This window comes from Corynebacterium sp. 122RC1 (assembly GCF_024580955.1).
GTDB lineage: Bacteria > Actinomycetota > Actinomycetes > Mycobacteriales > Mycobacteriaceae > Corynebacterium > Corynebacterium kozikiae.
Map to the genome: position 1 here is coordinate 75185 of NZ_JANIKD010000011.1, position 11851 is coordinate 87035.

8 protein-coding genes, 2 tRNA genes and 1 pseudogene are annotated in these 11851 nt (G+C 58.7%); 9 read left to right on the forward strand and 2 right to left on the reverse strand.

The annotated features are described in order from the left end of the window. Positions 1-3: 3 nt before the first annotated feature. The 5 genes from feoB to NQ050_RS06875 all read left to right on the forward strand — a co-directional run bounded on the left by feoB (position 4) and on the right by NQ050_RS06875 (position 3873). Entirely contained in the window at positions 4-1893 is a 1890-nt protein-coding gene (gene feoB, locus NQ050_RS06855; protein WP_257038566.1) for a ferrous iron transport protein B, read from the forward strand. After that, positions 1890-2222, forward strand: coding sequence for a hypothetical protein (locus NQ050_RS06860; protein ID WP_257038567.1), 333 nt, complete (start codon positions 1890-1892; stop codon positions 2220-2222). The genes feoB and NQ050_RS06860 overlap by 4 nt, the downstream gene beginning before the upstream one ends. A 114-nt stretch (positions 2223-2336) precedes the next feature. Then, positions 2337-3137 carry a mycolate reductase gene (cmrA, locus tag NQ050_RS06865; RefSeq protein ID WP_257038568.1) on the forward strand — a complete coding sequence of 267 codons (801 nt, stop codon included), beginning with the start codon at positions 2337-2339 and terminating at the stop codon, positions 3135-3137. After that, complete coding sequence (gene orn / locus NQ050_RS06870) at positions 3137-3751, forward strand: oligoribonuclease (protein WP_257038569.1); 615 nt, start codon at positions 3137-3139, stop codon at positions 3749-3751. The genes cmrA and orn overlap by 1 nt, the downstream gene beginning before the upstream one ends. Positions 3752-3800: 49 nt before the next feature. Further along, positions 3801-3873 (forward strand) — tRNA-His (locus NQ050_RS06875). 332 nt (positions 3874-4205) lie between these two features. Here the strand turns inward: NQ050_RS06875 and NQ050_RS06880 are convergent. Continuing rightward, complete coding sequence (locus NQ050_RS06880) at positions 4206-4367, reverse strand: hypothetical protein (RefSeq protein ID WP_257038570.1); 162 nt, start codon at positions 4365-4367, stop codon at positions 4206-4208. Positions 4368-5799: 1432 nt separating this feature from the next. Between NQ050_RS06880 and NQ050_RS06885 the strand changes: the two genes are divergently transcribed. Next, positions 5800-8196 carry a DEAD/DEAH box helicase gene (locus NQ050_RS06885; RefSeq protein ID WP_257038571.1) on the forward strand — a complete coding sequence of 799 codons (2397 nt, stop codon included), beginning with the start codon at positions 5800-5802 and terminating at the stop codon, positions 8194-8196. 9 nt (positions 8197-8205) lie between these two features. Continuing rightward, a complete protein-coding gene (locus tag NQ050_RS06890) occupies positions 8206-8361 on the forward strand; it encodes a hypothetical protein (protein ID WP_257038572.1) in 156 nt (51 codons plus the stop codon). Here the strand turns inward: NQ050_RS06890 and NQ050_RS06895 are convergent. After that, positions 8358-9491 (reverse strand): Ig-like domain-containing protein, encoded by a 1134-nt coding sequence (locus NQ050_RS06895; RefSeq protein ID WP_257038577.1) that lies wholly within the window; start codon positions 9489-9491, stop codon positions 8358-8360. The two genes, NQ050_RS06890 and NQ050_RS06895, sit on opposite strands and share 4 nt — an antisense overlap. Before the next feature lie 489 nt (positions 9492-9980). Here NQ050_RS06895 and NQ050_RS06900 point away from each other — a divergent pair. Both NQ050_RS06900 and NQ050_RS06910 read left to right on the forward strand, forming a co-directional pair. Further along, positions 9981-10053, forward strand: a tRNA-Lys gene (locus NQ050_RS06900). A gap of 856 nt (positions 10054-10909) precedes the next feature. Then, positions 10910-11725: pseudogene (locus tag NQ050_RS06910) on the forward strand (MFS transporter); the annotation flags it as partial. Between the last annotated feature and the right edge of the window lie 126 nt (positions 11726-11851).

The window sequence follows — 11851 nt, forward strand, 5'->3', positions numbered from 1 at the left end:
GGGATGGTCGCGGCAACGTGTCACTGCTCCACCCCTGGCCGCCCCAGCACGGGTGGGCCGGTAATTGCGTTGGTTGGCTGCCCGAACTCGGGCAAGTCCACCCTGTTCAATGCTCTCACCGGGGCGAAGGCGCAGATGGGCAACTGGCCGGGCACCACGGTGGAGGTGTCGCGCGGCGGCTGGGAGGCGCAATCGCACACCTTCGACGTCATCGACTTCCCCGGCGCGTACTCACTAGACCCAAACAGCCCCGACGAGCAGCTCACCCGAGACCTGGTGATCACCACGCATGAGCCACCCGACCTGGTGATGGTCGCCGTAGACGCCTCCAATTTGGAGCGCAGTCTCTACATGGTGGCGCAGTTGTTGGAGCACCCTCTGCGCGTCATAGTGGCACTGACCAAAAATGATGTTGCACAGTCCCGCGGCGAATCTGTGGACCCCACTGCCCTGGAGGCGGCGTTGGGCGTGCCTGTTGTGGCGATTGACCCGCGTCGGAAAGCCAACCTTGGCGCCCTGCACAGCGGCGTGGAGCGCGCACTCGAACAACCCGCCGCCGCTCTGCGCCCCACTTGCTGTATCAAGGGTGACCCCATCGCGGAACGCTTTACCTGGGTTGCCCAGGCAGCGCAGGCGGTGTTGCGGCCGGGTGAGCATCCGGGAACCAGCTTCAGCGAGAAACTCGATCGCGTTGCGCTGCATCCGGTGATGGGTCCACTGACATTTCTTGCCGCGATGTGGCTGGTGTTCCAAATCACCACCACCGTTGCCGCGCCACTGCAGGACGGGCTGGATGCCCTATTCACAGGCCCACTTACCGACGCTGCCCGCGCCGTCATTCCCGCTGGCATCCTGCAGGCGTTGCTGGTAGACGGGCTCATCGGGGGCGTGGGCATGGTGCTAACCTTTGCCCCGCTCATGGCGCTGATGTTCCTGTGCCTCGCGGTTTTGGAGGATTCTGGGTACATGGCGCGTGCCGCGGTGGTGACTGATCGCGTGATGCAGGCAATTGGCCTGCCTGGCAAAGCTTTCATCCCACTGATCGTGGGCTTTGGTTGCAATGTGCCCGCGATCGCCGCCACGAGGGTGCTGGCAAAGCCACGCGAACGCCTGCTTACCGCTCTCCTGATTCCCTTTACTTCCTGCTCAGCACGCCTAACTGTGTATGTGATGCTGGCGGCCACCTTCTTCCCCAACATGGCGGGCACTGTTGTGTTTGCTATGTATCTGATCTCCATTGGCCTGGTGGTGGCAGTGGGTTTTGCCATGAAGCACACCCTGTGGCGCAAGTTCGGGCGCGAGCCCCTGGTGATTGACCTGCCTGAATACCAGTGGCCTGGCCCGCGCCTTGCGCTGCAGGTGATGTGGATTCGCCTCAAGGGCTTCCTGCGCACGGCCGGTGGCATCATCGTGGCCACGGTTGCGGTGGTGTTTCTCCTGCAATCCACTCCGGCAGTGAGTGGTTACGGTTTTGGCAGCGAGGACCTGCCGCCCCAGGACAGCGTGTACGGCCGCATCTCCGAGGGCATCGCCCCGGTGTTCGAGCCCGCCGGCTTTGGTTCTTGGTCTATCTCCGGCACACTGCTCACCGGCTTCGTTGCCAAGGAGGCCGTGATCTCCACCTGGGCGCAAACCTACGCGCTCGAAGAGGAATCCGAGGATCTCTCTGAAGCCATTCGCACCGACTTCAACCAGGCCTCAAACGGCCATGGCATTGCCGCTGTCTGGGCGTTCATGGTGTTCCTCCTGGCGTACACCCCCTGTGTAGCCACCCTCGCAGCCCAAAAACGCGAGATCGGCCTGAAGTGGACCCTCATCGGCGTAGGCGTGCAGCTCCTCACAGCGTGGGCACTGGCAGTGGCCGTGTTCCAGGTGCTCAAGGTGTTCCTATGAAACTTCGCGCAGCCTTGGGGCTCGGGGCAAACCGTCCGACGCCACCATCTCCCCCAACTCCCCCGTTGCCACCAAACGCAACGGCAGCGAACGCAGGTGTGGCTGTGGGCCCATTGCAGCAGGTCCGCAGCGCGATTGAGGCCGGCGCGAACAATGCAGTAGACATAGCCGCTACCACCGGCTTACGCACCACCCTGGTGCAGGCAATCCTCCACCACTTACAACGCGGAGCCGGACTGGAACTCCTCTCAGTGAGCAGCGGCCTGGCCGCGTGTGCAGGGTGCGCGGGGTGTGGCTCGCAACTGGGTAAGGGATGCGCGGCGAGCTGAGCAACCCAAGCTAGCACCCAAGTTAGAACCGCCTCCAGCGGGGCGAGATTCGCGAAACGGGGTAAACTTGCTGGTTCAGGTTCCATGGGCAAGGCAAGAAAGGCTTTGTATTTTATGACTCTCCCCTCCCCCGCGATCGATTCCTTTGCGTTGGTCACTGGCGCCAGCCAGGGCATCGGCCGCGCAATGGCAAAGGATCTGGCGGCGATGGGCCACAACCTCATTGTGGTGGCTCGCCGCGAACAGGTGCTTGAAGAACTCAAGGCCGAACTTGAGGCGAAGCATTCCGTGGTGGTGGAGGTTGAGGCGGTGGACCTCGCCGACCCTGCTCAGCGCAAGGGCCTCATTGAGCGCCTGGGGGAAAGGACGATCAACATCGCCGTGAATTCGGCCGGCATCGCGAGCTTCGGGCCGTTCCTGAAGGCCGATTGGGATTACGAGACCTCCCAGTTTGAGCTCAACGCCACCGCGGTGTTTGAGCTCACGCATGCGGTGCTTCCCGGCATGGTGAGCCGCGGCGAGGGCGCAATTTGCAATGTGGGTTCCGCCGCCGGCAACGTTCCCATCCCCAACAACGCAACGTATGTGTTCACCAAGGCTGGTGTGAATGCCTTCACGGAGGCACTGCACTACGAACTCAAGGGCACTGGTGTGAGCTGCACGTTGTTGGCTCCGGGGCCGGTGCGTGATGCCGTCGTGAATGATCCGAGCATTGTGGACAAGGCTGTGCCGGGATTTTTGTGGACCACCTACGAGTCCTGCTCCGAGGAAACGTTGCAGGCGATGGCCGCGGGCAAACGCCGCGTGGTGCCAGGGCCGCTGTCCAAGGCGATGAACGCGGTGTCCGCCGTGGCCCCAACCGCCGCGCTCTCCCCGATCATGGGCTGGTTCTACGCAAAGATGGGAGACGCATAATGCAGAAGAATGATCGCCTAGTCTGGGTTGACCTTGAGATGACCGGCTTGGATACTTCGCGCCACGTGATCGTGGAGGTTGCCGCAATCATTACCGACGCAGACCTTAACGTGATCGGTGAAGGCGTTGACTTGGTTGTGCACGCCTCTGAGGCCGAGCTCGCGGAGATGGATGAGTTCGTGCAGAACATGCACGGCTCATCGGGGCTCACCGAAGCCATCCGCGCATCCGCAGTGACTGTGGAGGAAGCCGAACAGGCCATGCTGGACCTCATTGCGGAGCACTGCGACTCCGAACAGCCGCCACTGCTGGCGGGCAACTCGATTGCCACCGACCGGATGTTTATCCGCGCTCAAATGCCGCGCCTGGATGCGGCGCTGCACTACCGAATGATCGACGTCTCCACCGTCAAAGAACTCGCCCGCCGCTGGGCCCCCAAGGTGTACTTCAACCAGCCCGAAAAAGGCTTGGCACACCGGGCGCTTGCGGACATCGTGGAATCCATCCAGGAGCTGGCTTACTACCGCAAGGCCATGTTTGTGCCAGCCCCCTCCACCGAGGACGCCAAAGCTGCGCAGCGCGAGGCCACCGAGGCCTACCAGCAGTTTTTGTAAAAAAGCCATTTTGCGTTAGGATAGTTCTCGCTGCTTCACGGCAGCAATGGTGGCTGTAGTTCAGCTGGTAGAGCACCAGGTTGTGATCCTGGGTGTCGCGGGTTCGAGCCCCGTCAGCCACCCCGAACAGGAGCAGGCCGGAGAATGAATTTCATTCTCCGGCCTGTTCTTTTTTGCTGTGTGTGTTTGGGGGTGGCGGGGTGCCGCCCTTGCTCAGTGTCGCGCAGTGCCGGGTTTCGCGGTAGTCGATAGCTTAAAGTCGATAGGACGCGGATTTCCCCAAAATCGGCCGTGCTATCGACCAACGCGCCGTCCTATCGACTTTTAGCTTTCTACCAACACCCAATTCAGGACCAAAACCCTAGCTTCAAAACTCGAGTCCGGGCCGCCGGGGGGCGGATTTCCAGGAATGGCTACCGAGTAACAGGTAAAGACCGCAGCCCTCAAATTTGGCTTATTCTTCGCCGTCAAATCCTCCAAGGGCGATGGCGCCAAAGATTCCGAGGGCCGCGCCTATAGAAAGCCAGAGGCCAAGATTCCCGGTGATCACGCCAATGACCACGCCAATCGCCGCCCCAAAGTTCATTGCCAGTGCAAAGCGCGTAAAGCCATCCACTTTTGATCCCTTCTCTGCTTATAAGTTCACCATGTTTCCACGTTAACCATGCAGCAGATTTTTTACCAGGGGAAATTATCATCTCCAACCATACAATTCCCGCGCGCATTTCAAACTACAAACAATATTCAGCTTATGTTTAAAATTCCGGAAATCTGGTCTCGATTTTCAGCCCCCATAGCCCACCTTTGAAGTTGAAAACCCACTATAAGCCCAGAAGCTCAACGTAAAAACTCCTGTTAAGCCGGCCTTATTAGAAGAATCCTGAAGAAATCCAGCACACACCGGGTACTTCCCCACTTGTTAGCATTCCACGTGCCCCAACTTGAGCACATTTTTGCGCATTACTCAAAGGCTGTTGCCTCCGTCTCACTAGCCTCACTAGCATCTGGCCCATTGATCATCGAAGTTGAAGATTGCCGGCCTGACGTTATGCAGCTCAAGATGCAGCCAACCAGCAGGAAGCCACTGATCTGCAGGTGAGTAGCCCAGTTTCCGCCTCCACCATATAAAACGAGAAAGATGCTGTACGTAATAGCTATAAGGCAAAAAATAACTAGGAGACTATGCGCTCGCAGCCGCAATTGAGTTGACCATATTTTGTTAACAAACAGGATTATTGCAGAAAGGAAAAAATAAATAACAAAGCCAGCCAGGATGCCCGGAACTAAATACAACACATTTTCACCCTACGGCAGAGAGCTTGACGCCACAGCCAACAGGCTCAGGGAGGTTGCGGGGTTCGCCTCAATGCTCCCCGAGGGTTGCTGGCCAACAATGGTTTGATGGAAGAAGGTATCCCAGCCATAGCCACGGCGATCTCTCTATTTTCCCGCTGAAGATGCTGCACTATAGCCCTAAACTCAAACACTTCGCGGAAAAGGTGTTGATGCATTTCATCAAGGGTGATGGGGACACCCGTCGGAGCTCCACCCACAGTCGCATCGGTGGACTTCTGAAAGTCCAGGAGGTCGTTAAGCGCTTCTCGCAAGGTATAGGAAGAATGAGTCCGGGGATCATGATCCTTCCATTCGAGGCCGATTCCTAAGGTGAAAATTGTGAGGTTAAGCCCCGTCACCGTTTTTCGGTTCTGATTGCACCGCCACATCTTCAAAGGCATTAAGAATGCACCGTCTTGCCTATACCCCTAAGTTCCAACCATCAAAGAAGTACGTTCGTGGGTTCATGGACCGTCGTCGAGGGCAAAACGAACACTCGAATCACGTCATCGCGTCCGACGAGCAACGGTGGCGTTGTGCCAAAGGTTGCCTTAAAGGGGTTTGCTGCGGTGCGCATACCTCGTAGCTTTAGCGGACAGCTTATGAATTGCTATGAGTTTTGTGATTTCTATGAATTGCTGTGTCAATTCCAGCACCCCAGCACCCCGCCAGCCACCTAAGGCGCAGACACACTCGGCGGCTATACTCGGCTCATGGTCGCCGGAGACGCACTGAGGAGTGAGATTGCTCAGGTTCGAGCGGAACTCGATCTACTCAAGCTCCGGCAAGTGGAGCTCGAACAGCGCATTCAGGCCCTGGAGCAAGGCCTAGCCACCGAGCCCAGGCCGGCTAGTACCAGTGCCCATTCTGCACACGCGGTTGCGTCGGTACCTTCCCCCGCTGTGAAACCGGCGGAATCCCCGACTAACGATCCCATGGCGCTGGTCAATTCACATTCGTCGAGCGCGGAGAAGATTTCCCTGTTTCGCAGTCGTTTTTCCGGCCGGAGCGACGTGTACGCCTACGCCTGGGAGTGGCCGGAGAAGCAAAAGAAGGGGTGGTCGCCGAAGCTCATCGACAAGCGCCCCGTCCCACTCACCGACTCCGTGATCTCAAGGCATCTGACCGGCGGCGGCAACATTCCACTGCACGCTGGCTTGTATGTCATGCTGCCCGACGATACCTGCAGGCTCCTAGCCTGTGACTTCGATGACAAGCACTGGCAGGAAAATGCCCGGAGCTACGCGCGCGCCGCGGTCAATCACGGCCTCGATCCTCTGATCGAAATCTCCCGTTCTGGTGACGGAGCCCACGTTTGGATCTTCTTTACCGACGCTGTGCCTGCCCACCAGGCTCGCGTAGTGGGGATGGGGATTCTCCAGGAAGCGATGAAGGCCTCTCACCTGGATTTTTCAAGCTTTGACCGATTCTTCCCTGCGCAAGACACCGTCCCCAGCCACGCAAATGGCAAGGCCAGCTTTGGCAATCTCATAGCGTTGCCCCTGCAGGGTGACAGGCGCCGTGAAGGCCGAACGGTATTCGTTGATGTGGATACTTTTGAGCCCCACCCCGATCAATTTGCGGCACTCGCGGAGGTAGCTCCCAGCACCCCCGAGGTGCTCCGCACGTTGTATGCGGAGTTTCACCAGACCACCGACGAAGTGGGGCTTCCCGCAGCTCCCAGCAAGGCAAAACTGCGACGCCTGGCTACAGAAAATGCCGGCACAACGGTGCGGGTCAACCACGGGGCTAAGGTGAGCATTGACATTGCGGACGTAGACAGCACCACATTAATAGCGCTGAAACGTTTGGCGGCTATCCATAACCCGGAGTTCTACCGCAAACAGGCGCAACGCCTCTCTACGTTTGGGACGCCACGGCTCGTTATCCGCTACGAAAGCGAAGGCACGCAACTGAAGCTGCCACGAGGGTGCCTCGATGATGCGATCGCGCTGCTGAAAACCGCAGGCTACAAAGTGCAGCGTCGCTCACTGACCCCCAAGCCCACCGGTATCGATGTGGCGTTCCGTGGGTCGCTTAGGCCACAGCAATCCAAAGCAGTGGAAGCCATGGTGGCTAAGAAAACTGGAGTGCTCAAAGCCGCCCCAGGGCTGGGCAAGACCGTGATGGCTTGCCAGATTATCGCAGAGTTGGGGGTGCGCACTGCCATCCTGGTGCCCAAGAAGGAGCTTCTCACTCAGTGGCGTGAGCGGCTGCTGGAGTTCTTGGACCTCGAAGAAGCGGATATTGGCCAGATAGGTGCTGGCAAGCGCAACCCTGGTGGGAAGATCGACCTGGTGATGAACCAATCCATTGCTCGCAAGGATGCTGACTTGGAATTTCTAGATTCCTACGGGCTGCTCATCGTCGATGAATGCCACAACGCGGGCGCCCCAGGAATGGAAGCCGCCCTATCTCAGGTCAACGTGCGTAATCTTTACGGTCTCACGGCCACCCCATATCGCTCTGATGGGCTCGACCCGCTGATCACCATGCTCTGCGGGCCAGTTCGCACCAGTCTTGAGCGTGAGGATGCAGCATTGGAGCGCCGCTATCGGGTCCATCCAACCGAGTTCACCATCAATGACAATGTGATGAGCGAGGAAGGAATCACCGGAGTATATACCCGCCTTGCCCTCGACGAATCCCGCAACGAGCTTCTAGCCAAGGTGACTGCTGAAGCCTACGCCAACGGCGAAAACTGCCTAGTTTTGACCAATCGCGTTGATCACCTCAAATCCATGGCACAAGCGCTTCGAAGCCGGGGCATCACCACTTTTGTGCTGCACGGCGGACAAAAGCCGAAGGAGCGCCAGGCCACGCGCGAAGAGCTTGCTCACACGAGCCATTTTTGCCTTGTGGCAATCGATAAGGTTGCGGGCGAGGGATTCGACCTCCCGACGCTCGACACCTTGGTCCTGGCCGCGCCAGCCCGGTTCAAGGGAAATATCATCCAGCAGGTGGGACGCATCACCCGCGATGCCAACATCGGCGACGCCAACCAGCGCCGCGCCACCGTACACGACTTCAATGACCACCTGGTTCCGGTGTTAAACAACATGTTCCGCAAGCGGCGCGCTGTCATCCTCAAGGAAGGTTTCACAAGCTAGGTTGTGGTTTTGCAGCCTTCATTTGTAGCCATCAAAGCCCGCGATGGCCTGTTGGGGGCCGCCTCGCTGAGCCCTCGGACCTGGTGCCCCAGCACGCGTGACTGGGTGCCGGAGCGGGGTGCGGCCTTGGGGGCGTCGGAAATGCTGCTTTTTGAACTGCGCTAGGCGTCGGCGTTGCCGGCTTTCCAGGTGGCCCAGTCCATGTTCCAGTCGCCCAGGCCGTCGTATGGGGAGAGGGTGCCGCCGACGGTGTTTTTCACGGTCACGATGTCACCGCGTTTGAAAAACTCCTGGAACCAGCGGGCGTTTTCCGTGGAGACGTTGATGCAGCCGTGGGATTGGTTCGAGTGACCCTGCGCCCACTCGGACCAGGGGGCGGCGTGGACGAAGATGCCGGAGTAGCTCATCTGCGTGGCGTACTTGACGTTGGTTTGGTAGCCGCCGGCGTCCAGAGCGAGGCCGTAGGTGGTTGAGTCCATGAGGAGGGTCTCGTATTCGTCGCCGATAGTGTAGACGCCGTTGGGGGTGGCCCAGCGGTCGGTGCCCATGGAGATTGGCATTGTTTTTACGGTTTCGCCGTTTTTGAGGATGACCATCTGTTTGGTGGCGTCGTCGGCGATGGCTTCCACTCGGTCGCCGATGGTGAAACTGGCGCCGTTATCGTTTTCGCCATACACTCCCCCGCCGAGGTTAAGGCCATAAAGATCCGCCTCCACGGTCACGTGTGTGCCGGGCTGCCAGAACTGCGCGGGGCGCCACCGCACCTCCTGGTTGCTCACCCAGTGAAACGCGCCCTCTACCTCGGGGGTGGTGGTCACCTTGATGGCGTTCTGCACCTCTTGGCGGTTCTTGATTGCGGTATCAAAGCGCAAGGCGACCACCTGCGCCACACCAACCGTGGCGCCGTCAAGTGGGGCGAGGGACGCGAACGACGTAGCTGCGGGCGCCACAGTAGAGAAACTCACCGTGCTGGTTTCCCCATTCACATCAGCCGCAACCACTTTGTACGTGCGGTTGAACCCTAGGTCTTCCGCCGTGGACCACGAGCGCTTATCTTCCGCAAGCTTGCCCTCCACTTGCTTGCCCGCCTCATTGGTCATGGTCACTTTTGTTAAGCCCTCGCCCAGCGATTTCACCACCACCCGGTCCGCAGGATTCACGCCGGTGGCGCCGTCCTTGACGCTCACCGCCGGGGCCTTGGGCTCGGCGATTTGGGCTTGGTTTTGGGCTTGGTTTTGGGCTTGGTTGTTGCCGTTCGTTTCGCGCGCGCTAGTGTCAATCGTGCAGGCAGCCATGCCGGTAGCCAAAGCTGCGGCCGCGAGGATTGATGCGAGCCGGAGGACTGTGGAAGTGGGTTGGGTGTGGTGGGTTTGTCGGGTGTGGTGGGTTTGTTGGGTGGTCGATCTGGTGAGCCTGCCGCGCATGCGCATCTCTTGAACGTTCCTTAAAGACTTACGAAAACTGCCGTGGAAATGGAGTTGTAGCCCCGTTTGAGCTGGTGGCGGAGTTGAATAGGTTCGGGCTGGCTTGAGATTTGCTGGCCTGATTCGAGCCGCCTTAAGTCTCCCATGCTAGTCCTGGCCCAAAACCCAACCAAGCAATTGGAGGAGATCGTTGCGGGCTTGTTATTTCTGGTGCAACAACGGGAACGGGTTGGGTTGTGCTCGCCGGCAGAACGGTAGTACGCGAAATCTACGGCTCTGACCAGGCGATTTTACTTTGATACGCAGGATGAGTTATATTTTCTTCCGTTGCCAAGCGGCAGTATTCCTGCTTGACAAGCTGCGCCATTAGCTCAATTGGTAGAGCAACTGACTCTTAATCAGTGGGTTCGGGGTTCGAGTCCCTGATGGCGCACAATAAGGCCAGGTCAGACAGTATTTTTACTGTTTTGAACCTGGTCTTTTTTGGTAGTTAGCCCTGCTTAGGACAGTTTTCAGACTATCACAGCACCCGGCGCGGCATCTCTGTCTGTGCCGCTTCGGGTGGGAAGTTTTAGGCATCCATTGGGCACAAATTGGGCACGCGGTTTTGGTTCCCTTCGGCACCTGCCTTCGGGCAGGGTGCAAGCAAGGTACACAGGGCCGGATGGCAAAAGATACAAGGCAGACCAAACATTTCCCTGATGGCGCACAACTTTCATTTCTCGAGACATCGCACCTCAGCAGTGTCTCGAGTTTTTGCTTTTTGGGGATTGGCCTGGGGGTTCGGTGAACAGTTCAGGTGGGGACCGAGCACGGCCCTTGCACCCTTTCACGTTGGTCGATAGGACGCGTTGGTAGATAGCTAAAAGTCGATAGGACGTTGCGTTGGTCGATAGGGCGGGCGATTTCGGGGGAAAACGCGTCCTATCGACTTTTAGCTATCGACCTACGCCCGCAGGCCACCTACAGACCGCCCACAGAGCACACACGCAGGCCTCCTTCAACCACACAGGCCTCCTTCAACCCCACAGACCACCACAACCACGCACGCCCCCACCCCCGAATTTACGCAATCGGTTGCACAAATCGCCTATCTCGAGAGACGCTGGTAACTAAAGTAAATATCAGCGCCGTGTGTCACACCCACGCCGTGTGTCACACCCACAACGAAGCCACCAAACCAACCCCAGAAAGGCCCCAGAATGCAAACCTCACCCCCCCCCCCACCCCAACCAAACACACAAACAAACACCCAAACAACACTCCCCATCGGCCAGGTACTCCCCTTGATGCTCGCCCTGCTGATGGCGGTGTTCGCGTTTCAGCTCAATGCGTCAATGCTTTCGCCAGCGCTGGCCACGATGGAGCGCGAGTTGAATACAACTGCGGCGCAGATTGGTGTGTCGCAGACCGCGTTCTTTACCGCCGCAGCGCTCTTTTCCCTCTTTTTGCCCCGCTGGGGCGATTTGATTGGCCGCCGCAAAGTGTTGGTGGGCATGTTGGTACTCACCGCACTCGGTTGTGTGATTTCCGCACTGGCGCCAAACGTGACGGTGCTGTTCATCGGCCGCGTAATTCAGGGTGTTGCGGGCCCCACGGTGCCGCTCGCGCTGATTATGCTGCGCCAGCAAGTACCCAATGAGAAGCAGTATGCGCTGCTGTTGGGTATCGTCACCTCGGTAAATGGTGGCATTGCGGGCGTGGATGCCCTGGCGGGCGGCTGGCTCGCAGGCAACTTTGGGTTCCGCTCGGTGTTCTGGACCATGGCAGTGGTCTGCGTGCTCGGCGCACTCACCGTGAAGCTGTTCACCAAGGAATCCACCGCCCCCGTCACGGCCCCAATGGATTGGAAGGGCGTTGCACCACTGGCAATTGCGCTCGGCGCCCTGCTGCTCGCCTTCAACTTGCTGGGCCGGCCCGCCCTGATGATCGCACTATTCGCAGTTGCGGCGGTGGGCTTTGTGGTGTTCTGGAACGTAGAGAAGAAGGTGGCGCACCCTCTGGTCACGGTGGAGTACATGCGTCAGCGCCGCACCTGGGCCCTGCTGCTCACCACGTTGCTCACCATGACCGGCGTGTTCGCCGTGATGAACGGCCTGATCCCGGGGCCGACCCCCGGAAAGTAGACACATCGGGTGGTCAATATGATGGGATTATGTTAGCTCACGCGGTCTTGGCTTCAAACTCTTTTGGTGACAGGTATCCACACCAGGAGTGACGCCTTTTGGTGT

What these genes read in the sequence shown, in the direction of transcription:
- NQ050_RS06895 (WP_257038577.1), bottom strand. Translation starts at nt 9,491, where the DNA reads ATGGCTGCCTGCACGATTGACACTAGCGCGCGCGAAACGAACGGCAAC.
- NQ050_RS06885 (WP_257038571.1), top strand. Translation starts at nt 5,800, where the DNA reads ATGGTCGCCGGAGACGCACTGAGGAGTGAGATTGCTCAGGTTCGAGCG.
- NQ050_RS06860 (WP_257038567.1), top strand. Translation starts at nt 1,890, where the DNA reads ATGAAACTTCGCGCAGCCTTGGGGCTCGGGGCAAACCGTCCGACGCCA.
- feoB (WP_257038566.1), top strand. Translation starts at nt 4, where the DNA reads ATGGTCGCGGCAACGTGTCACTGCTCCACCCCTGGCCGCCCCAGCACG.
- cmrA (WP_257038568.1), top strand. Translation starts at nt 2,337, where the DNA reads ATGACTCTCCCCTCCCCCGCGATCGATTCCTTTGCGTTGGTCACTGGC.
- orn (WP_257038569.1), top strand. Translation starts at nt 3,137, where the DNA reads ATGCAGAAGAATGATCGCCTAGTCTGGGTTGACCTTGAGATGACCGGC.